This window comes from Pseudomonas sp. 05N36, assembly GCF_056397385.1.
In genome coordinates, this window is sequence record NZ_JBFTNH010000003.1 from 282,351 (window position 1) to 304,371 (window position 22,021).

Annotated in this window: 21 protein-coding genes; 15 read left to right on the forward strand and 6 right to left on the reverse strand. The window is 59.6% G+C overall.

What is annotated here, in order from left to right; genetic code table 11:
- Positions 1-18: 18 nt before the first annotated feature.
- From AC1DIH_RS06055 to fabI, 7 genes are all read left to right on the forward strand, one after another.
- On the forward strand, positions 19-1,446 hold the full coding sequence (locus tag AC1DIH_RS06055) for a transglycosylase SLT domain-containing protein (RefSeq protein WP_477770993.1): 1,428 nt from the start codon (positions 19-21) through the stop codon (positions 1,444-1,446).
- Between the two features lie 173 nt (positions 1,447-1,619).
- Entirely contained in the window at positions 1,620-3,446 is a 1,827-nt protein-coding gene (locus AC1DIH_RS06060) for an extracellular solute-binding protein (protein WP_477771085.1), read from the forward strand.
- Positions 3,443-5,284 (forward strand): extracellular solute-binding protein, encoded by a 1,842-nt coding sequence (locus AC1DIH_RS06065; protein WP_477770994.1) that lies wholly within the window; start codon positions 3,443-3,445, stop codon positions 5,282-5,284. The genes AC1DIH_RS06060 and AC1DIH_RS06065 overlap by 4 nt, the downstream gene beginning before the upstream one ends.
- A gap of 1 nt (position 5,285) precedes the next feature.
- Entirely contained in the window at positions 5,286-6,359 is a 1,074-nt protein-coding gene (locus AC1DIH_RS06070) for a microcin C ABC transporter permease YejB (RefSeq protein WP_347929894.1), read from the forward strand.
- A 1-nt stretch (position 6,360) separates the two neighbouring features.
- Entirely contained in the window at positions 6,361-7,380 is a 1,020-nt protein-coding gene (locus AC1DIH_RS06075) for an ABC transporter permease (protein WP_054597120.1), read from the forward strand.
- Position 7,381: 1 nt separating this feature from the next.
- Positions 7,382-8,992, forward strand: coding sequence for an ABC transporter ATP-binding protein (locus AC1DIH_RS06080; RefSeq protein WP_477770995.1), 1,611 nt, complete (start codon positions 7,382-7,384; stop codon positions 8,990-8,992).
- Between the two features lie 19 nt (positions 8,993-9,011).
- Positions 9,012-9,806, forward strand: a complete 795-nt coding sequence (fabI, locus tag AC1DIH_RS06085) for an enoyl-ACP reductase FabI (protein ID WP_477770996.1) — start codon at positions 9,012-9,014, stop codon at positions 9,804-9,806.
- A 176-nt stretch (positions 9,807-9,982) separates the two neighbouring features.
- On the opposite strand, the gene AC1DIH_RS06090 is transcribed toward fabI, so the two are convergent.
- Entirely contained in the window at positions 9,983-10,849 is an 867-nt protein-coding gene (locus AC1DIH_RS06090) for a LysR family transcriptional regulator (protein ID WP_477770997.1), read from the reverse strand.
- A gap of 114 nt (positions 10,850-10,963) precedes the next feature.
- Between AC1DIH_RS06090 and AC1DIH_RS06095 the strand changes: the two genes are divergently transcribed.
- Positions 10,964-11,389: a VOC family protein gene (locus tag AC1DIH_RS06095; protein WP_477770998.1), complete on the forward strand. Its 426-nt coding sequence runs from the start codon at positions 10,964-10,966 to the stop codon at positions 11,387-11,389.
- A 19-nt stretch (positions 11,390-11,408) separates the two neighbouring features.
- Here the strand turns inward: AC1DIH_RS06095 and AC1DIH_RS06100 are convergent, their stop codons facing one another.
- The gene (locus tag AC1DIH_RS06100) at positions 11,409-13,577 is read right to left on the reverse strand and encodes a xanthine dehydrogenase family protein molybdopterin-binding subunit (protein ID WP_477770999.1); all 2,169 of its coding nucleotides are present in this window, start codon (positions 13,575-13,577) and stop codon (positions 11,409-11,411) included.
- Between the two features lie 2 nt (positions 13,578-13,579).
- Positions 13,580-14,041, reverse strand: coding sequence for a (2Fe-2S)-binding protein (locus tag AC1DIH_RS06105; RefSeq protein ID WP_054598315.1), 462 nt, complete (start codon positions 14,039-14,041; stop codon positions 13,580-13,582).
- A gap of 283 nt (positions 14,042-14,324) precedes the next feature.
- Between AC1DIH_RS06105 and AC1DIH_RS06110 the strand changes: the two genes are divergently transcribed.
- Complete coding sequence (locus tag AC1DIH_RS06110) at positions 14,325-14,828, forward strand: VOC family protein (RefSeq protein WP_477771000.1); 504 nt, start codon at positions 14,325-14,327, stop codon at positions 14,826-14,828.
- A gap of 37 nt (positions 14,829-14,865) precedes the next feature.
- Positions 14,866-15,699 carry an AraC family ligand binding domain-containing protein gene (locus tag AC1DIH_RS06115; protein WP_477771001.1) on the forward strand — a complete coding sequence of 278 codons (834 nt, stop codon included), beginning with the start codon at positions 14,866-14,868 and terminating at the stop codon, positions 15,697-15,699.
- A 10-nt stretch (positions 15,700-15,709) separates the two neighbouring features.
- Here the strand turns inward: AC1DIH_RS06115 and AC1DIH_RS06120 are convergent, their stop codons facing one another.
- Complete coding sequence (locus AC1DIH_RS06120) at positions 15,710-16,297, reverse strand: LysE family translocator (protein WP_477771002.1); 588 nt, start codon at positions 16,295-16,297, stop codon at positions 15,710-15,712.
- A gap of 278 nt (positions 16,298-16,575) precedes the next feature.
- Here AC1DIH_RS06120 and AC1DIH_RS06125 point away from each other — a divergent pair, with 278 nt between their 5' ends.
- Positions 16,576-16,860, forward strand: a complete 285-nt coding sequence (locus AC1DIH_RS06125) for a hypothetical protein (RefSeq protein ID WP_031319492.1) — start codon at positions 16,576-16,578, stop codon at positions 16,858-16,860.
- 69 nt (positions 16,861-16,929) lie between these two features.
- On the opposite strand, the gene AC1DIH_RS06130 is transcribed toward AC1DIH_RS06125, so the two are convergent.
- Positions 16,930-17,130, reverse strand: a complete 201-nt coding sequence (locus tag AC1DIH_RS06130) for a hypothetical protein (protein WP_477771003.1) — start codon at positions 17,128-17,130, stop codon at positions 16,930-16,932.
- A 194-nt stretch (positions 17,131-17,324) separates the two neighbouring features.
- Between AC1DIH_RS06130 and AC1DIH_RS06135 the strand changes: the two genes are divergently transcribed.
- The 3 genes from AC1DIH_RS06135 (at position 17,325) to AC1DIH_RS06145 (ending at position 19,112) form a co-directional block, all read left to right on the forward strand.
- Positions 17,325-17,654, forward strand: coding sequence for a DHCW motif cupin fold protein (locus AC1DIH_RS06135; protein ID WP_477771004.1), 330 nt, complete (start codon positions 17,325-17,327; stop codon positions 17,652-17,654).
- Between the two features lie 143 nt (positions 17,655-17,797).
- On the forward strand, positions 17,798-18,427 hold the full coding sequence (locus tag AC1DIH_RS06140) for a hypothetical protein (RefSeq protein WP_477771005.1): 630 nt from the start codon (positions 17,798-17,800) through the stop codon (positions 18,425-18,427).
- A gap of 19 nt (positions 18,428-18,446) precedes the next feature.
- The gene (locus tag AC1DIH_RS06145) at positions 18,447-19,112 is read left to right on the forward strand and encodes a helix-turn-helix transcriptional regulator (protein ID WP_477771006.1); all 666 of its coding nucleotides are present in this window, start codon (positions 18,447-18,449) and stop codon (positions 19,110-19,112) included.
- 59 nt (positions 19,113-19,171) lie between these two features.
- Here AC1DIH_RS06145 and fabV read toward each other — a convergent pair whose 3' ends face one another.
- Complete coding sequence (fabV, locus tag AC1DIH_RS06150; protein ID WP_216742151.1) at positions 19,172-20,368, reverse strand: enoyl-ACP reductase FabV; 1,197 nt, start codon at positions 20,366-20,368, stop codon at positions 19,172-19,174.
- Positions 20,369-20,649: 281 nt separating this feature from the next.
- On the opposite strand from fabV, the gene AC1DIH_RS06155 reads away from it, so the two are divergent.
- The gene (locus AC1DIH_RS06155) at positions 20,650-22,017 is read left to right on the forward strand and encodes a hypothetical protein (RefSeq protein ID WP_477771007.1); all 1,368 of its coding nucleotides are present in this window, start codon (positions 20,650-20,652) and stop codon (positions 22,015-22,017) included.
- Positions 22,018-22,021: the final 4 nt, after the last annotated feature.

Below are 22,021 nucleotides of genomic sequence, written 5' to 3' on the forward strand. Positions count from 1 at the left end.
GGAACTAACTTCCAGCCAATGTCGTCATCTATTCGTAAATCCATCAATTCAGACGCATTGACCCGCTTGGCTCAAGCCATTGCGGTGGCTGTGTCCGCCACCCTGGCGGGCTGCCAAAGCACCAGTCATGTGCCACAAACCGACGTGGCACATACACTTTCCACCCGGACCAAGCAAAAACCTATCTGGCTCAACGAGAAGCCAAGCCCACAAGCCGCGCAGGACGTCTGGGAGCGCATGCGCCAGGGCTTCCAGTTGCAGGACGGGCTAGGCGTCAACCCGCGCATCGAGCAACAGCGCCTGTGGTTCGCCAGCAATCCGTCGTTTCTGCAAGGCGCCAGCGAACGTGGCAGCCTGTACATTCACTACATCGTCGAACGCCTTGAAGAACGCAACATGCCGCTGGAACTGGCGCTGTTGCCGGTGATTGAAAGCGCCTACAACCCGATGGCCTACTCGCGCGCCGATGCGGTCGGCCTGTGGCAGTTCATCCCGTCCACCGGGCGTTACTTCAACCTGCGTCAAACCCGCTTCTATGACGGTCGCCGCGACATTACCGCCTCGACCATCGCGGCGATGGACTACCTGACCCGTCTGCACGATATGTTCAACGGTGACTGGCTGCTGGCCCTGGCAGCCTACAACGCCGGTGAAGGCACGGTCAGCCGGGCCATCGAGCGTAACGAAAAGCTCGGCTTGCCAACCGACTACTGGAACCTGCCGCTGCCGGCGGAAACCCAGGCGTATGTGCCCAAGCTGCTGGCCTTGTCACAAGTGGTGCTGTCGCCAGAAGCCTATGGCGTGAACCTCAATCCGATCGCCAACCAGCCCTACTTCGAAGTCGTCRAAATCAACCAGCGCATGGATCTGTCCAAGGTTGCCGCGGTGGCCAACATCGACGAAGACGAACTGTTCCAGCTCAACCCGGCCTTCAAGCAACGCACCACCATCGACGGTCCCCAGCACCTGCTGGTACCGACGTCCAAGGCGCAGTTGCTGACCGCCAGCCTGTCGACCATGAAACCCGAAGAGCTGATCAGCAAGCGTCCGCTCAAACCGGTTTTCGAAGGTGCAGACGACCGCGAACTGGCAACACTCAAGCGCAGCTACCGGGTCAAACGCGGCGACAATCTGACGCAAATCGCCAAGGCGAACAAGGTCGAGGTCAAGGACCTGCAACACTGGAACAAGCTGAACGGCAAGGACCTCAAGGTTGGCCAGACCCTGGTAATGCGAGACACCAGCAAGCGCAGCGGTGGACGCATCAGCACAGTGGTTGCGGCCAACAACAAGAAGCAGACCCAATACAAGGTCAAGCAAGGCGACTCGCTGTACATCGTCGCCAAGCGCTTCAACGTTGAGATGCAACACCTCAAGCGCTGGAACCCACGTGTTGGCCAGGCCCTCAAGCCTGGGCAGGTGCTGACGGTTTCTTCCCCGCGTTAATCGGGAGTTTGTAGCTTTTTCTGTAGGAGCCAGGCTTACCTGCGATGGCGCTCTCAAGATTGCCATCGCAGGCAAGCCTGGCTCCTACAAATTCCCTACCTTTTTCCTGTCGATACAAGCTGTTACTGTACGGTCCACAAAGCCCAAGCCGCCTGGACCGGATCTCTGCCTTGATACGTCCCCTCCTGCTCCTAATCAGTCTGGCCTTGAGCTTCCCCGCAAGCGCAACGATCAGCGAAAGCCATGGTTATGCGCAGTTCGGCACACTCAAGTACCCGGCCAAATTCACCCACTTCGACTGGGTCAATCCGCAAGCGCCCAAGGGCGGTACATTGCGGGTCATGGCGTTTGGCACCTTCGATACGCTCAACCCCTACACCTTCAAGGGCACCAGCCCGGTTGCGACCCCGAATTTCCTGCAGTACGGCATCAACGAACTGAACGAACCGTTGATGGTCGGTACCGGCCAGTACGCGCCGTCCGGCGATGAACCCGCCTCCAGTTACGGGCTGATCGCCCAGTCGGTCGAATACAGCGAAGACCGCAGCTGGGTAGTGTTCAACCTGCGCCCGCAAGCACGCTTTCACGACGGCACGCCGATCACCGCCTACGACGTCGCGTTCTCCTATCGCTTGCTGCTCAAGGAAGGTCATCCGCAATACCGCACCAACCTTCAGGAAGTGCAGCGCGTCGACATCCTCACCCCACAGCGCATCCGTTTCGTGTTCAAGCGTGCCGGCAATCCGTTGCTGATCCAGCGCCTGGGCGAGTTGCCGGTGTTGCCGCAGCATTACTGGGAAGGTCGCGACTTCAAGGCCACCACCTTCGAACCGCCGCTGGGCAGTGGCCCTTACCGCATCACCGAGGTTCAGCCGGGTCGGCAGCTGGTGTTCGAGCGGGTCAAGGATTACTGGGGCAAGGACCTGCCGGTCAATCGCGGCAAGTACAACTATGATCGCGTCGAAGTCGAGTTTTACCGCGACAGCGACGTGGCGTTCGAGGCCTTCAAGGCCGGCGAGTTCGACATCTACATCGAGCACCAGGCCAAGAACTGGGCCAATGGCTACAGTTTCCCGGCCGTGCGGCGTGGCGAGGTGATCAAGGCGCAGATCGACCACCAGATTCCGACCCAGACCCAGGGCCTGTTCATGAACACCCGGCGCAGCACGTTCGCCGAGGACAAGGTGCGTGAAGCCCTGGGCTTGATGTTCGACTTCGAATGGACCAACCGCGCCCTGTTCAGCGGTGCCTACAAACGGGCCATGAGCTATTACCCCAACAGCGAGTTCACAGCCACAGGCGTTCCGGTCGGCCATGAATGGCTGATGCTCTCGCCCTACCGCGATCAGCTCCCCGCCAAGCTGTTTACCGAGCCCTTCAGCCTGCCGCAGACCGACGGCCGCGGCATCCCCCGGGAAACCCTGCGCCGGGCGCTGGGTTTGCTCGCCGAGGCTGGCTGGAAGCTCAATGGCCAGCGCCTGCAGAATGCGGCCGGGCGGCCACTGCGTTTCGAGATCCTGCTGGTCAATCCGAACCTGGAGCGCATTCTCCAGCCCTACGCCGAGAACCTCGCCAGTATCGGTATTGACGCGCACTTGCGCACCGTTGACCGTGCCCAATACAAGCAGCGTCTGGACCAGTTCGATTTCGACATGATCCTGATGACCCTCGACCAGACCCTCAGCCCCGGACTTGAGCAGTGGCAGTACTTCCACTCGAGCCAGGCCTCGGTCAAGGGCAGCAAGAATTACGCGGGTGTTGCCAACCCGGTGGTCGATCATTTGCTGGAACAGCTGCTCGCGGCAAAATCCCGTGACGAGCAACTGGCGGCCGGCAAAGCGCTGGACCGGGTGCTGCTGTGGCAGCACTACTGCATCCCCAACTGGTATATCAATTATCATCGCCTGGCGTACCGCAACCGGTTCGCCTTCGTCACCACGCCGCCCTACACCCTGGGGCTGAATGCGTGGTGGCTGAAGACTTCGGAGAAAGCCCAATGATGCGTTTGCGTACCCTGCTGGGTCTGGTCTTTGCAGGGCTTGCCTGCACGGCCCACGCTGCCCCGCAGCACGCCTTGACCCTGTACAACGAGCCGCCGAAATACCCGGCCGATTTCAAGCATTTCGACTACGTGAACCCGGACGCGCCCAAGGGCGGGACCTTCCGCCAGGCCGGCTTCGGTGGCTTCGACAGCCTCAACCCGTTCATCAGCAAGGGTGTACCGGCCGATGACATTGGCCTGATCTACGACACCCTGGCCAAACAGGGGCTCGATGAGCCGTTTACCGAATACGGCTTGATCGCCGGCAAAATCGAAAAGGCTCCGGACAACAGCTGGGTGCGTTTCTACCTGCGCCCCGAAGCACGTTTTCATGATGGTCACCCGGTGCGTGCCGAAGACGTGGTGTTCAGCTTCCAGACCCTGATGAAAAGCGGTTCGCCGCTCTTTCGCGGTTACTACAGCGACGTCGACAACGTGATCGCCGAGGACCCGTTGCGGGTGCTGTTCACCTTCAAGCACACCAGCAACCGCGAGCTGCCGCTGATCCTTGGACAGCTCTCGATATTGCCCAAGCACTGGTGGGAACACCGCGACTTCAGCAAGGGCAACCTGGAGATTCCGCTGGGCAGCGGCCCGTACAAGGTCAGTGAGGTCAAGGCCGGGCGCTCGATCCGCTATGAGCGGGTCAAGGACTACTGGGGCAAGGACCTGCCGGTCAACCAGGGCTTTTACAACTTCGACAACATGACCATCGATTACTACCGCGACAACACCGTCGCGCTGGAAGCACTGAAGGCCGGACAGTTCGATTACTGGCAGGAGATGAGCGCGAAAAACTGGGCCAACGCCTACAACACGCCGTCCGTCACCGAGGGTCGCCTGATCAAGGAGCAGATTCCGAACGGCAACCCCACCGGCATGCAGGGCTTCGTCTTCAACCTGCGCCGCCCGGTGTTCCAGGACGTGCGCGTGCGTCAGGCCCTGAGCCTGTTGCTGGATTTTGAATGGACCAACAAGCAGCTGTTCAACGGTGCCTACGCGCGCACCCGAAGCTACTTCGAAAACTCGGAAATGGCCGCCACCGGCCTGCCGGATCAGGATCAACTGGCAATCCTCGATCCGTTCCGGGGCAAGATCCCTGATCAGGTCTTCAGCGAAGCGTTCCAGAACTCCGTCTGCGACGGCAGCGGAATGATCCGTGCCCAACAGCGCAAGGCCTATCAACTGCTGCAGGAAGCCGGCTGGCGGATTGTCGACGACAAGATGGTCGACACCACCGGCAAACCGGTGAGCATCGAGTTTTTGCTGGCGCAGACCGAGTTCGAGCGAGTGCTGTTGCCGTTCAAACGCAACATGAGCGACCTGGGGATCGACCTGGTGATTCGTCGAGTCGACGTATCGCAATACATCAACCGCGTGCGCTCGCGCGACTTCGATATGGTGGTTGGCAGCTTCCCGCAGTCCAGCTCACCGGGTAACGAACAGCGCGAATTCTGGAAGTCCGAAAGCGCCGACAAACCCGGCAGCCGCAACTACATGGGCCTGAAAGACCCGGTAGTCGATGAGCTGGTCGAAGAGCTGATCAACGCCGACTCGCGCAAAAGCCTGGTGGCCCATACCCGGGCGCTCGACAGGGTGTTGCAATGGGGCTATTACGTGATCCCCAACTGGCACATCAAGACCTGGCGCGTGGCCTACTGGAATCACATTGGCCACCCGAAAGTCCCACCGAGCAATGACGTGGGCATTTCCACCTGGTGGGTCAAACCCGATGCAAAACCTGCGATCGAAGTGCTGACCAAAGAACAAGCCGATCCTGCGGGCATGGAGCAATAAGATGCTGGCGTATATTTTTCGGCGACTGTTGCTGATCATTCCAACCCTGTTCGGCATTCTGCTGATCAACTTCGTGATCATCCAGGCCGCCCCCGGCGGCCCGGTGGAACAGATGATCGCCAAGCTCGAAGGCTTCGAAGGCGCCACCAGCCGCATTGCCGGCGGCGGTGCCGAAGTCTCGGTGGCCGGTTCCAGCTATCGCGGCGCGCAGGGCCTGGACCCGGCGCTGGTCAAGGAAATCGAGCACATGTACGGCTTCGACAAGTCGGCGCCGGAACGCTTGTGGATCATGATCAAGAACTACGCGACCCTGGATTTCGGCGACAGCTTCTTCCGTGACGCCAAGGTCATCGACCTGATCAAGGAAAAGATGCCAGTGTCGATTTCGCTCGGGCTCTGGAGCACGCTGATCATGTACCTGGTGTCGATCCCGCTGGGGATCGCCAAGGCCACCCGGCACGGCAGCCACTTCGATGTCTGGACCAGTTCGGCGATCATCGTCGGCTACGCGATCCCGGCGTTCCTGTTTGCGATCCTGCTGATCGTGGTGTTTGCCGGCGGCAGCTACCTGGACTGGTTCCCCCTGCGCGGCCTGACCTCGAACAACTTCAGTGAATTGAGCTGGATGGGCAAGGTCCGCGATTACTTCTGGCACATCGCGCTGCCGGTGACGGCACTGGTGATCGGTAACTTCGCGACCATGACCCTGCTGACCAAAAACAGCTTCCTTGACGAGATCAACAAACAGTACGTCGTCACCGCCAAGGCCAAGGGCCTGACCCGGCACCGCGTGCTCTACGGCCATGTGTTCCGCAACGCCATGCTGCTGGTGATCGCCGGCTTCCCTTCGGCCTTCATCGGGATTTTCTTCACCGGTTCGTTGCTGGTGGAAGTGATCTTCTCGCTCGACGGCATGGGCCTGATGAGTTTCGAAGCGGCGATCAACCGCGACTACCCGGTGGTGTTCGGCACCCTGTTCATCTTCACCCTGCTGGGGCTGGTGGTGAAACTGATCGGCGACCTCACCTACACCCTGGTCGATCCACGGATCGACTTCGAACACCGGGAGCATTGAGATGAACCTGTCCCCTCTCAATCGCCGACGTTTCGAACGGTTCAAGGCCAACAAGCGCGGCTGGTGGTCGCTGTGGCTGTTTTTGATCCTGTTTGGCGCGAGCCTCGGTGCCGAGCTGATCGCCAACGACAAGCCGCTGGCGGTGCATTACGACGGCCAATGGTATTTCCCGGCGCTCAAGCGTTACCCGGAAACCACCTTCGGCGGTGAATTCCCGCTGGAAGCCAACTACAAGAGCCCGTACATCCGCGAACTGCTCAAGGCCAAGGACGCCTGGACCTTGTGGGCGCCGATCCCGTTCAGCTACCAAAGCATCAACTACGACCTGAAAGTCCCGGCCCCGGCACCGCCCTCGGCAGACAATCTGCTGGGCACCGACGATCAGGGCCGCGACGTGCTGGCGCGGGTGATTTACGGCTTCCGGGTGTCGGTGCTGTTTGCGCTGACGCTGACCATTCTCAGTTCGATCATCGGCGTGATTGCCGGTGCCTTGCAGGGGTTCTATGGCGGCTGGGTCGATCTGGCCGGGCAGCGCTTTTTGGAGATCTGGTCGGGTTTACCGGTGCTGTACCTGCTGATCATCCTCGCCAGTTTCGTGCAGCCAAACTTCTGGTGGCTGCTGGGGATCATGCTGCTGTTTTCCTGGATGAGCCTGGTTGATGTGGTCCGCGCCGAGTTCCTGCGTGGGCGTAACCTGGAATACGTACGCGCCGCCCGCGCGCTGGGGATGCAGAACGGCGCAATCATGTTCCAGCACATCCTGCCCAACGCCATGGTCTCGACCATGACCTTCATGCCGTTCATCCTCACGGGCGCCATCGGCACCCTGACCGCACTGGACTTCCTCGGCTTCGGCCTGCCGGCAGGCAGTGCATCGCTGGGTGAACTGGTGGCCCAGGGCAAATCCAACCTGCAAGCGCCGTGGCTGGGCATGAGCGCCTTTGCGGTGCTGGCGCTGATGTTGAGTTTGCTGGTGTTTATCGGCGAGTCCGCTCGCGATGCCTTCGACCCGAGGAAGTGAAATGAATCAGGACAATCTGATCGAAGTGCGCAACCTCTCTGTCGAGTTTGTGGTCGGTGACCACGTGCAACGGGTGGTGGAAGGCGTCAGCTTCGACATCAAGCGCGGTGAAACCCTGGCACTGGTCGGCGAAAGCGGCTCCGGCAAATCGGTGACGGCGCACTCGATCCTGCGCCTGCTGCCCTACCCCTTGGCGCGCCACCCCACCGGCACCATCAGCTACTCCGGGCATGACCTGCTGTCGCTGAAAGAGAAAACCATCCGGCACATTCGTGGCAACCGGATCGCGATGATCTTTCAGGAGCCGATGACCTCGCTGAACCCGCTGCACTCGATCGAGAAACAGATCAACGAGGTACTGGGGATTCACAAAGGCCTGACCGGCAAGGTCGCGACCCAGCGCACCCTGGAGCTGCTGGAACTGGTGGGGATTCCCGAACCGCGCAAACGGCTCAGGGCCCTGCCCCATGAATTGTCCGGTGGCCAGCGTCAGCGCGTGATGATCGCCATGGCCCTGGCCAACGAACCGGAACTGCTGATCGCCGACGAACCAACCACCGCGCTGGACGTGACGGTTCAGCTGAAAATCCTCGAACTGCTCAAGGAGCTGCAAGCCCGTCTGGGCATGGCGCTGCTGCTGATCAGCCACGATTTGAACCTGGTCCAGAGAGTCGCGCATCGCGTATGTGTCATGCAGAAGGGTTGCATCGTCGAACAGGCGTCGTGCGAGGAGTTGTTCCGCGCGCCGCAGCATCCTTACACCCGGGAACTGCTGGCAGCGGAGCCTCGTGGCAACCCGGCAACCAATGTCATTGGCCCGCCCTTGCTGCAAGTCGAGGACCTGAAAGTCTGGTTCCCGATCAAAAAAGGCTTTTTGCGCAACACCGTCGACTACGTCAAAGCCGTGGACGGAATCAACTTCAGCCTGCCTCAGGGACAGACCCTGGGCATTGTCGGCGAGAGCGGTTCGGGCAAGTCCACGCTGGGTCTGGCGATTTTGCGGTTGATTGCCAGCAAAGGCGCGATCCGTTTTGAAGGCCAGTCGTTAGACTGCCTGTCGCAGCAACAGGTAAGGCCGCTGCGGCGGGAAATGCAGGTGGTGTTTCAGGACCCCTTCGGTAGCCTGAGCCCACGGATGAGCGTGAGCCAGATCGTCGGCGAAGGCCTGCGGATACACCGGATCGGTACAGAGACCGAGCAGGAGCTGGCGATTATCGCGGTACTCAAGGAGGTCGGTCTGGACCCGGCAACCCGGCACCGCTATCCCCACGAGTTTTCCGGCGGACAACGGCAGAGAATCGCCATTGCCCGAGCCCTGGTGCTGAAACCGGCGTTGATCTTGCTGGACGAGCCGACCTCGGCCCTCGACCGCACCGTGCAACGCCAAGTGGTTGAACTGCTGCGCTCACTGCAAAGCAAGTACAACCTGACGTATCTGTTCATCAGCCATGACCTGGCGGTGGTTAAAGCGCTGAGTCACCAGTTGATGGTGATCAAGCACGGCCAAGTGGTCGAACAAGGTGATGCGCAAGGTATCTTTGCCGCACCGCAACATCCTTATACACAGCAGTTGCTGGAGGCCGCTTTCCTGGCACCAGCCACTGCGCAATAACCTGAAAGAGGAGCAACACATGGGTTTTCTCGCCGGTAAGCGCGTACTGATCGTCGGTGTCGCCAGCAAGCTGTCCATCGCATCCGGCATCGCTGCCGCCATGCATCGCGAGGGCGCTGAGCTTGCCTTCACTTATCAGAACGACAAACTCAAGGGTCGTGTCGAAGAGTTCGCACAAGGCTGGGGTTCGGGCCCTGAGCTGTGCTTCCCGTGCGACGTGGCCAGCGATGAAGAAATCGCCAAGGTTTTCGAAGAACTGAGCAAAAAATGGGACGGCCTGGATTGCATCGTGCACTCCGTTGGCTTCGCTCCGGGCGACCAACTGGACGGCGACTTCACCGAAGCCACCACCCGTGAAGGTTTCCGCATCGCTCACGACATCAGCGCCTACAGCTTCGTGGCCCTGGCCAAAGCGGGCCGCGAGATGATGAAAGGCCGCAATGGCAGCCTGCTGACCCTGTCGTACCTGGGCGCCGAGCGCACCATGCCGAACTACAACGTGATGGGCATGGCCAAGGCTTCCCTGGAAGCTGGCGTACGTTACCTGGCCGGCTCCCTGGGCCCGGAAGGTACCCGCGTCAACGCCGTATCGGCTGGCCCGATCCGCACCCTCGCCGCTTCCGGCATCAAGAACTTCCGTAAAATGCTGGCCGCCAACGAAGCGCAAACGCCGCTGCGTCGCAACGTCACCATCGACGAAGTCGGCAACGCCGGCGCCTTCCTGTGCTCGGACCTGGCGTCCGGCATCAGCGGCGAAATCATGTACGTGGACGGCGGCTTCAACACCACCGCCATGGGCAACATCGAAGAGTGATCTTCGCGCGTTAACAAGAAACCCGCCGATTGGCGGGTTTTTTGTGCCGGTCATTTCAGCCCCACCACGAACCACTGTGGGAGCGAGCCTGCTCGCGATAGCGTACTGACAGGCGACATTGATGTTGAATGTTACGGCCTCATCGCGAGCAGGCTCGCTCCCACAGGGATTTGTGTTCAATCTTCGATCTGTGTCAGACATCGCGCAAACAACTGCTGGATCGGTTGTGTACGCTGGCTGTAGCGCTGCAACAGCACGATCTCCCGATAGAACGTCAGTTCGCCCAGCGCGATGATCCTGACTTTCGCTCCATACTCAAGCCAGAGCCCCGCCCGGGGAATCAGCGCCACACCCAGGCCGCACTCGACCATTTTTACAATCGCTTCCAGCTCATCCAGCTCCAGCGCGACTTTGACTTCAATCTGCTGCTCGCGCAGAAAGCCTGTCACCAGACGGCCACCGAACGAGTTGCGGTCATAACGCACCTGCGGATGCGTGCTGAGTATCTGCAACGGATCCTCGCCTTCAAGGTCCGGCGGCACGATCAGCACAAAAGGCTCCCGCCGGATCACCTGGGCCGACAGTTCCTTGGGCAGTTCAAAGGGTGGCTTGATCAGGATTGCCAGATCAAGTTCGCCAGCGTCGACCTGACTCAACAGGTTGAGTGACACGCCGGGCACCAGTTTTGGCTCGAGCAACGGCGCCTGCTGCCGCAAACGTAACAACGCCTGAGGCAGCAGACCGGTTTGGGCAGTCGCCACAGCGCCGACCCTCAATTCGCCGCGAAACTCGCTGACGTCGTCACTGACGGCCATGCGCTGAAAGGTTTCGAGGATTTCCCGGGCCATCGGCAACGCCCGCTGCCCGGCCGCGTTGAGGATGGCTTGACGCCCGGTGCGGTCAAACAGGCGAATACCCAGCGCCTGCTCCAGGTTGCGCATTTGCGCGCTGACGGCCGATTGCGTGAGGCCAATGTGCATGCCGGCTGCGGCGAACGTGCCATAGCGAGTCACTGCGATGAAGGTTTTCAGTTCACGCAGCATGAGCGCCTCGATTGATCGATTTTATTTGAGCTGGAGGCAAAAATTATCGTCTTTTAATCAAAAATCACAAGACTAGAATCAGCTCAACTTCCCTGTCATCGAGGCTTGAACACCATGCGTCTCTCCCCTTTTCATCTGGCCATTCCGGTGTATGACCTTGCTGCCGCGCGGATTTTCTATGGCCAGGTGTTCGGCCTGGAGGAAGGACGCTCCAGCGAACACTGGGTGGACTTCAACTTTTTCGGCCATCAATTGGTCATCCACGAACACCCGAAAACCGCCACCCAGGAGTCCGCCCACACCAATGCGGTGGACGGTCACGACGTGCCGGTCCCGCATTTCGGCGTGGTGCTGTCGATGGAAGAATGGGAATCCCTGGCCGAACGACTCACATCGCTGGGCACGCGCTTCGTGATCGAGCCCGGTATTCGCTTCAAAGGACTGGTAGGCGAACAGGCGACGATGTTTCTGTTCGACCCGTGCGGCAACGCGCTGGAGTTCAAGGCGTTCAAGGACATCGGCCAGTTGTTCGCCAAGTAGCTTTCAGCGTCGTCGCATCTCACACCCCTGCCAGTTGCAAGGGCAGTTCACGCAAGCGTTGCCCGGTCAGGGCGAACACCGCATTGGCCACTGCCGGCGCCGTCGGTGGCACCCCGGTCTCGCCTATGCCGCCCGGTTTTTCAGTACTGGGGACGATGTGCACCTCGACCACGGGCATTTCATTCAGGCGCAACACCTGAAAGTCATGGTAGTTGGACTGCACCACTTTCCCGTCCTTGAAGGTCAGCTTGCTGTGCAAGGTGAACCCCAGGCCAAAGGTGATGCCCGATTCCATCTGCGCGGCGATGCTCGCCGGGTTCACCACAACACCGCAATCGACCGCACAGACCACTCGGTGCACGCGGATCTTCAGGTTGTCCTGGGACACCTCGGCCACCTGCGCAACGTAACTGCCAAAAGACTCATGCACCGCCACGCCCAACGCGTGCCCCGCAGGCAGCGGCGCCTTCCAGTTGGCCTTCTCTACTGCCAGGTTCAGCACGCCCAGATGGCGCGGATGCTCCTTGAGCAAGGTCCGTCGGTATTCCACTGGATCCTTTCCGGCCGCCGTGGCCAGCTCATCGATCAATGACTCGACGACAAATGCCGAGTGAGTGTGCCCCACAGAACGCATCCACAGCACGCTGATGCCGGTTTTCGGCGAATGCAGATCGACCAGATGGTTGGCCAGGCCCTTGATGTAGGGGCTGTCGGCCACGCCTTCGACCGAGGTGGCGTCGACGCCATTCTTGACCATCGTCGCTTCGAATGGCGTACCGTCCATGATCGACTGCCCGACCAGTACGTGCTGCCAGGCCTGGGGCATACCCTTGGCGTCCAGGCCAATGCGCGCCTTATGGAGGAACGCCGAGCGGTAGTAACCACCACGTATGTCATCTTCCCGCGACCAGACGGTTTTCACCGGCGCACCGGCCGCCTTGGCGACTTGCACCGCTTCACTGACAAAGTCCGAGGTCGGATTGGCTCGACGGCCAAAACCGCCTCCGAGGAATTCGGTATGAATCTCGACCTGTTCGGGTTTGAGCCCGGTGATTTTCGCCGCGATCATTTGGTCCAGCGTCTGGAATTGGGTGCCGGTCCAGATCTCGCATTTGTCCGGGGTGATTTTCACCGTGCAGTTGAGCGGCTCCATCGGCGCATGCGCCAGGTAGGGAACGCTGTATTCAACATCAATCGTCTTCACTGCCTTGCTCAACGCGGCGCTGATGTCGCCCGCCTGGCTGGCCGGGGTCCCGGGGATCGCAGCCAGTTTGCGGAAGTTTTGCAGCAAGACGTCGCTGTCCAGATCGGCATTGGGGCCCAGGTCCCAGTCGATTTTCAGCGCATCACGGCCTAATTTCGCGGCCCAATAATGGTCGGCCACCACCGCGACGCCCGTCGGCACCTGGACGACTTTATGCACGCCCGGCAGCGCCAATGCCGCTGCACCGTCGAATGATTTGACGCTGCCGCCAAATACCGGCGGACGTGCAACCATGGCCGTCAGCAATCCATCGAACTGCACATCCATGCCAAATTTCGCCTGGCCGGTGATTTTTTCCGGGGTATCCAGGCGTTTGGTTGGTTTGCCGATGATCTTCCAGTCCTTGGCGTCCTTGAGCTTGATCGACGCCGGATCGGGCACCGGCAGCTTGCCGGCGTCACTGGCCAACTCACCGTAAGTGGCGCGCTGATCACCGGCGATCACCACGCCCGGTTCGGTCCGTACCTTCGAGGGTGCGACGTTGAATCGCTTGGCGGCGGCCTCGATCAACATCAAGCGTGCAGCTGCGCCGGCCTGACGGTAGCGGTCGAACTCCATCCAGGTCGAAGTCGAGCCGCCGGTAATCTGCATGTTACCGAAGGCCGGCAGACCATAATCGACCGCCGATGCCGGCGCATGCTCGACGCGGATCTTCGTCCAGTCGGCGTCCAGTTCTTCGGCGATCAACATGGTCAGGCCGGTCCAGATCCCCTGCCCCATTTCGGAGTGCCCCAACAGAATGGTCACGCTGCCATCGGGGGCGATGCGCAAAAAAGCGTTGGGGGCGAACACCGCGTCCGGCGTCGATGCCGCCTGCGCGAAGCGATTGCTCCCCGGAATGACAAACGCCACCACCAAACCAGCACCGAGCACGGCACTGCTTTTCAAAAAGTCCCGTCGAGAAGTCTCGATCTTTGCGTTCATCGTCATGCCTCCCCGATTTGCGCAGCACGTTTGACCGCCGCCCGAATGCGCGGATAGGTCCCGCACCGACAGATATTGCCCGACAGTGCCTGATCGATATCGCTGTCGCTCGGCGACGGGATTTTCGCCAATAAAGCCGCCGCCGACATGATCTGCCCCGACTGACAATAACCGCATTGCACCACGTCGATCTCGGCCCAGGCGCGTTGCACCGGGTGCGAACCGTCGCTCGACAAACCTTCGATGGTAAGGATTTTTTGCCCGTTGGCGACAGCTGCCGCCGGAGTGATGCAGGAGCGCAACGGCGCGCCGTCGACATGCACCGTGCAGGCACCGCACTGGGCCATGCCGCAGCCGAACTTGGTGCCGGTCAAGTGCGCGACATCGCGCAATACCCACAACAGCGGCATGTCGCCGGGCACATCCAGGGATTGGTCTTTGCCATTGATATTGAGCGTCAGCACGGCGGTCTCCTCAGTCACATCACTGATGTCCTTTCAGGGCGTCACTGCGGCAACGACTGCCTACGCGCGCCTCGGTTTATCCATTGAGCTAAGCGCAATTTTCCCGAAGCCTTGGTTTGCGCGACCACCGGTCACAAAAAAGCGCCACTTCCCAGGAAGCAGCCCTGTGTTTCAAACCATCAACCGACCTACACCCGCGGCTTGTCGATTGACGGTTACGCCTGACGACCATCGGCTGACTACGCTAACAGTCCAGCCGGATCATTCCTGGAGGAGAACCTTCATGTCGCGCATTCAGAAACTCACGCCCTGCCTGTGGTTCGACGATCAGGCCGAAGCTGCTGCACAGTTCTACTGTTCGGTGTTCGAACACTCGACCATTACCGCCATCACTCACTATGGCAAAGCCGGTTTCGAGCTCCATGGCCGGCCCGAGGGTTCGGTGATGACCGTCAGCTTCATGCTCGATGGCCAGACTTTTACCGCACTCAATGGCGGCCCGGTGTTTCGCTTCACCGAGGCCATCTCGTTCCAGGTCAACTGCCATACCCAATATGAAATCGACCACTTCTGGAATGCGCTGTCTGCCGGCGGTGACAAACAGGCCCAGCAATGCGGCTGGCTCAAGGACAAGTTCGGCCTGTCCTGGCAAATCGTGCCCGTGGTGATGATGGACATGATGACCGACAGGGACACCGCCAAATCCCAGCGCGTCATGCAGGCGATGTTGCAGATGAAGAAACTCGACATCGCTACACTCGAGCGAGCCTTTAATGGCGAGAGCTAATACACTCCCCAACTGAACTGCCAAAGGACGCTCGCGGATGAAACACGCCATCGCCAAAAATGCCGACAAAGCCCCTCGCTTCTGGCGCGATGACGCACTGCCTTTCATCGAAGCGCGCTCCATCGCCGATGGCCGCGAAGTCTGTTACGCCCGACATTCCCACGAGTTTTTTTCCATCGGTGCGATTACCGCCGGGCGCAGCACCTATCTCCATGAACACGCCGCGTTTGAAGTCGGCAGCGGCACCGTGGTGCTGATGAACCCCGGCGATGTCCATGCCTGTAACCCGATCGACAATCAGCCCTGGTCTTATCGCATGCTGTATGTCGATACGCCGTGGTTGAACGACCTTCAGCATCAACTGGGGTTCAGCAAAGAGCTGGACTTTCGGCGCTTTTCAACCACCCACTGCGACGACGCCGGGCTGTTTAGCGGGCTCAATCAGCTATATGACGTACTGCTCGACGAACAACTGGAGACGCTGCAAAAACACAGTGCCGCCGTAGCGTTTTTTACTGAAGTGCAGCAAACGCTCAATCCGGCTGAATTGAGCGTTCGCGAACCCAACCTCAAGCTGGAGCGAGCGGCCGAGTACATCCGCGACAACTGCACCCAGTCGCTGAAACTCGAAGACATCTGCGAGGCGGCAGATCTGTCGGCGTCGTACCTGATCCGTGCTTTCAAGCAGCATTACGGCATGACGCCCCACGCGTTTCTGGTCAACCATCGCATCCAGTTCGCCCGCAGCCAACTGCGTCGGGGCAAGTTGATTGCCGACGTGGCGCTGGAAGCCGGGTTCTCTGATCAGGCGCATTTTCAGCGAGCGTTCAAACAGCATTTGGCCGCGACGCCGGGTCAGTATCGCGGTTGAAGCCCGAGATTTATGGCAACAGCAAGTAGCCCGCACTCACCGCCAGCAACGACGCCATGAACCGGTTAAACAACCGCATACCGTCGGCATTGCTCAGGTACTGTCGCAGAAAGGTCCCGGCATAAGCCCAGCAGGCCACCGACAGGTAGCAGACCACCAGATACACCGCCGCAAACTGCCAGACCAGTTGCGCCTCGCCATCGGCAACAAAAGCCCCCATCCCCGCGACACAGGCCAGCCAGGCTTTCGGGTTCAGCCATTGCATCAGCGCGCCGTAGAACATCGTCGGCGCTTGCCCTGAATCACCCGCACTGAGCCGCCCATCGTCAGTGGCGAGCTTCCAGGCCATGAACAACAGGAACGCCACCCCGAACAACTGCACCGCCCGTGTCAGCGATGGCCAGAGTTTTAGCAGTTCATGCAGGCCCAACCCCATCAACACCAGTAACAGCACAAACCCCAGCGTTGCACCCGCTACATGCCGTTGGCTGGCGCGAAAGCCGTACTGCGCGCCAGAGCTCAGTGCAACGATGTTCACCGGCCCAGGGGTGATCGACGACGCCAGCGCAAACGCGGCCATGGAAATGATCAGACTCATTGCACACCTTCTTCAATAACTACGGGACATCCCGGCGCTCAAAGTAGGAGAACGCTGATAGGCCTGTATTGAAGAAAAACACCCCCGTGCAGTCCTCGACATTTCACATCGAACGCGTCGGTCACCCAGGTGTCATTAATAGTAATGGGATCGCGGCCTCTGACCACCCTCACACCGTTGAACGGGCAGCGAGTCCAGACAGAAGAGCAGAGTCACCGACAGGGATGTGGCAAGTGACCCGTGCGCTACGCCGTAATCCTTGCAAAGGAGATCCACTGATGGTGACTCACTATAAGACTGCCGGGCACCTGGCCTGCGGCCGCCATGGCAGCAACCTCGCCTCTACGACTGAATTTTCCCGGGTCAAATGCCGCAGCTGCCGCAATACCGACGCGTTCAAGGACGCCCGAAAAGACGCTCGCAACGCTGCACGTCGAGCGGCGCGTAGAGCCAAAGTAGCCCACGCCTCGATTGATTGGCGCGCGTCCTGGATTAAAAGACTCAGCGATATGCCGGGCCAGCAACGACTCCCACGGGGATTCAGCGGTCAGCCGTACGTTTAGGATTGTGGAAACACAGAGATCAATACGCCGATGATTGCCATCGGCGTATCCAGTTTGCAAATGCCCCAATCAGTCGTGCTGCAACAGCCCCGAACTGTATTGATTAAAGCTGTTGCCGATCGGGCTACCACCAAAACTCATCTTGTTGGCACTACGGCCGTCGAATTGATGGCAATCCTCTGAAAAACAGCTGCTGGTTGTCACCCCAGAGCACGCGCTCAATAACAACGTGCCGGTGATCAAAAAGACTTTGGCGAGGTTCAACTTCATTGTTCAGTTCCCCTTGGCTGGAAACGAGGCGATGCACGATCCGAGTCAAGCATCCTACGCCGCCAGATCAGCTGAAACATAATGAAACATTGCAGGCTGACAGCCTGGGTTCAGCTTCTGGAGAAATCCCGTCAATTGACAACCTGCCGCCAGCTGCGTAAATCGGTTCTCTCTCCCGACTTCAAGAGATCGCCATGGATATCGCAGCCATCCCGTTCGGCACCACCGACTGGTCGACCGTCGAACCCTCCGTCCACGCTGGCGAAATCGGCAGCGCCTATTGGCGCACCCAGCAGTTCGGCGCAATTCGTGTGCGAATGATCGAATACACCGCCGGTTATCGGGCAGACCACTGGTGCTCGAAGGGCCACATCCTGCTGTGCCTTGAAGGCGAACTGCACACCGAACTCGAAGATGGCCGCCAATTCGTACTGAAACCCGGCATGAGCTATCAGGTGGCAGATAATGCGGAGTCTCACCGGTCGTCGACGGAGACGGGGGCGAAACTGTTTGTGGTCGATTGACCTCCCCTCGCTGGGCCGTAAATGCAGTGATAACTACGCACAGGACGACCGTTGATCTGCGATTTCGGCCCACACCCAATAAAAACATATTTATATGCTTCAATTGATATTGTTGGACAATCCCACAACAAGAGGGTGTCGTCATGAATATCAAAACCTTGGCCTTACTGCTGCTGGCGCTCTGCGCCCAGCCCGCCTGGAGTCAAACTCCCCCCGCCTCGCCTGCACCAGCCGAAAGCGCTGCGCTCACTACGCGCCTGTCAATACGTGACCTTTGGGTCGAGCATATTTTCTGGACCAGAAATTACGCGATAGCCAACCAGGCCGCTAACCATCAACAAGCCCAGGTCGCCGCCGCTCAGGTGGTAGACAACGCAACCCGCATCGCCAACAGCCTTGCTCCGCTGTATGGCCAGCCCGCTGCCGATCAACTGCTCAAGCTGCTTGCCGGTCACTGGGGTGCGGTGAAACATTACAGCGACGCCACTGTCGCCAAAGACAAGAAGGGCCAACAGGCCGCTGTCACAGAACTGACGAGCAATGCCAAGGCCATTGCGGCATTTCTCGCCAAAGCCAACCCCAACCTGCCTGAAAGCACGCTGGTGACGATGCTGGCAGCTCACGGCGGCCACCACGTCGCCCAGATCGACCAACTCGCCGCGCACGACTATGCCGGTGAAGCGAAGACCTGGCACATGATGCGCGCCCATATACTGGCGCTGGCTGACACACTGACGGCGGCACTGGTCAAACAGTTCCCGGACAAGTTCTGATACCGAGCGAGTGCAGACCATGCTTGAAGGATTGGGCCGTACACAGCAGGACCTGCTCAATGCGCTGCTGCACCACGCGGGCGGTATGAGCATTGACGAGTTGGCTGAGCAACTGGCTGTCACACGCACCGCGATACGCCAGCATCTGGCGGCTCTGGAGCGGGACGGACTGGTGCTGCGCGGCGAAACCCGTCCGACAGGCCGGCGACCGGAGCAGCTGTATCAGCTCACAGACCATGCGCGGGAGCAGTTCCCTCGCCATTATCAATTGCTGGCCAGTGCGCTGATTGAAGAAGTCGCCGACATCATCGGCCCCGTCGAACTGGCTTCGCTGATGCGCCGTATGGGCCGCAAACTGGCGCTGGACCTTGAACGTCAGGTGGTTGACGAAACAAAAATCGTGCAGCACATGAACCAGACGGGATACGAAGCGCAGGTGTTCTTTCGCTCATCCGACGACAAGGAAATCGTCGCGCACAACTGCGTCTTCCACCGCTTGGCCGCGGCCTATCCGGTGGTGTGTGAGCTGGATCTGGCGTTGATCGGGACGCTGGGGGGGGCCGAAGTCGACCATACGGAGTGCATGGTACGGGGCGGCAATGTCTGCCGATTCAAGCTTCGGCCAATCGAGCATCAAGCCGAGGCTGAACAGGATGCACCACCCGATCCAGCAACGGCTCGATGATCGGCAAACAGCAGCTGCCTCGCGTTCACGACGTCGAGGCAGCTGTTTACCCTTGAGACTTAAGCCTGGACCAGGTTGGAGATCTTGACGTCCGGATCGACGTCAGCCTCGTAGTCCACCCCTTCGATCCCGAAGCCGAACAGGCGCAGGAACTCCGCCTTGTAGCCGGCAAAGTCGGTGAGTTCGTAAAGGTTTTCATTGCTGACCTGATCCCAGAGCAGCTTGACGCGCTCCTGGACTTCAGGTGCCAGCTCCTTGTAATCCGCGCGCAGACGCCCTTCTTCGTCCATGACCGGAGGATGGCCGAACAAGCTGTCCTTGTAGAGCGCGTAGACCTGCTCAATGCACCCTTCGTGTGTGCCCTGCTCTTTCATGACCTTGAACAGCAAGGACAGGTACAGCGGCATGATCGGGATCGCCGAACTGGCCTGGGTCACTACCGCTTTCAATACCGAAACCCGTGCATCGCCGCCCAGGTCCGCCAGTCGCTCGCGAATGCTCAGGACTTTCTGGTCCAGGTCTTTCTTCGCCGCGCCGATGGAGCCATTCCAGTAAATGTCGTGGGTCAGCTTTTCGCCCAGGTAAGTGAACGCGGTGGTTTTCGCACCTTCGGCCAGAACGCCCGCTTCGTGCAGGGCGTCGATCCACATCTGCCAGTCTTCGCCACCCATGACCTTGACGGTACCGTCGATTTCTTCCTGGGTCGCTTCGGCCAAGGTGGTCACGTTGACCTCTTCCTTGTCGGTGTTCAGGCCGCGCTGGGTAACCGACTTGCCGACCGGCTTGAGCGTCGAGCTGTAGACTTCACCGGTTTTCGGATCGGTACGACGCGGTGCGGCGAGGCTGTAGACCACCAGGTCGATCTTGCCCAGGTCGCGCTTGATGGTCTCGATGGTCAGGCGCTTGACTTCATCGGAGAACGCATCACCGTTGATGCTCTTGGCGTAGAGACCTTCCGATTCGGCGAACGTGTGGAAGGCCGCGGTGTTGTACCAGCCGGCGGTGCCGAGTTTGCCCTCGACACTTTCACGCTCGAAGAACACACCCAGCGTCTTGGCGCCGCAACCAAAGGCCGCCGTGATGCGCGCAGCCAGTCCGTAGCCGGTCGATGCACCCAGCACCAGGACATTCTTTGGCCCATCGGTGATCTGTCCTTGCGCACGGACGTAGTCGATCTGATTCTTGACGTTGGCTTTGCAGCCAGTGGGGTGGGTAGTCACACAAACAAAACCACGAACGCGCGGTTTAACGATCATAAATATCTCCCTCTTCCAAGATGCCGAGAGCCAATACTGGCTATAAAAGTCATAGACGCTGGGAAAACGGAAGCGTCACGGTGGCGGGCCGATTCATTGACCTCACTGTCCGGGCCTGTCGCAAATCCAGCGCATACCCTCGATGATTTGAGCCGCTGTTTCCAGTCCGAGAGTGGCGTTATTCAAAAACAACCTAACACGCGGTGATGACATTCTGGACGAACCCGTTTCCATTGCTAGCGTTATCCGTAGAAACACCTCAGGTCGTCAGGAGCAGTCCGGTGAACAAGCCCATGGAAGAGCCTTATGGCGCTAGGCGCAGAACCTATCTGTTCAAGGAATCGCACCTGAGACCTCGGCAACGGGCCCTGCTTCTTGCACTGATTCTGTTGCTCATCAACGGTGTCGGTCGATTGTTCATGGTGGACGTGGTCGGACTTGAAGGCGCAATCCTCCACCTCGTGGTGGTCCTCACTGCTTTCGCCACGGTGATCTGTGGCGCCCCACTCATCATGTTTCTGAGCCTGGGCTGGTTTACCCGCTACAACGAATTCCAGAACAGCCTGAAGGGCGGCGCCCTGGCGGCCTATCTGCAACGCTTCTGGTCAACCAGTCTGATCCATTCACTCCAGGACGAAGGAAAGCTGGGGCAGACCGGTTCCTCGGATGATTGGCGAAGCTGCTCCGACAAGAACCCGGAACTGTGCGAGCGTTTGTTTGCGCGGATCTACCATGAGCAATATGGATTGGTGCCGTTTATCGTGCCTTTCATCATTCTCTTGTTGGTGGCTTACGCCGCGGCAGCCTTGGTCGCCTCCAACTATGTCATCCCCAACTGCGACAACACGCTTCAAGTGGCGTGCGTGTACAAGCTCGGAATTCCACTGCTGGTCAGCTCGCTGGCGGGGGCTTTCATGTTTGTCGTGAGCGACTCCGTCCTCAGTATCCGCCGCAAATCACTGAACATTTCCGATGTGTATTGGTACTCCCTGCGCCTGTTCCTGGCCATTCCGCTGGCCATGGTGATCATGAATGCCGGCGCTGGAGATGGCCCGCATATCGTCACTGCCTTTGCCTTGGGTACCTTGCCGATAGATCCGCTGATGAAGATCGTGCGAAGACTGGGCTTTCCCCAACTCACCGACCAGGACATGAGGGACGGCAGTTCAGACAAGTTGCTGGTCCTTGAAGGCGTGACCCTGCCTGTGGTTGCGACGCTGGAATCGGAGGGCATCAACTCGATCGAGCAGGTAGCCGCGGCGGATCCGGTATTGCTTTCAATCCGCACCGGATTCCCCTTCAGGTTCACTTTGCGCCTGGGCTCCCAGGCTATCGTGCGGCGCCATCTGGGGGAAAACGCGGCCAGGCTACTTCCGGTGGGGCTGGCAGATGTCGTCCCGGTTTTCCTGCTGGTGCGGGCACTCGATACCCCGGCCGTGCCCACAGGCGATTCCCCCAACCAGTACGACGGACCGTTTCCGCGGATCGAGGCACCCGATGCGGTCGTCCAGAACGCGGCCAACCGCCTTTTCCCCGATGACAATGACCTGCAACGCCAGGCCATCACCCGAATGAAATTCCGGCAAATTGCGGCCGAAGAATATACGGTGATGCTGGCACGGATAACGCCGCCTGATACCGGGTTGTAACTAC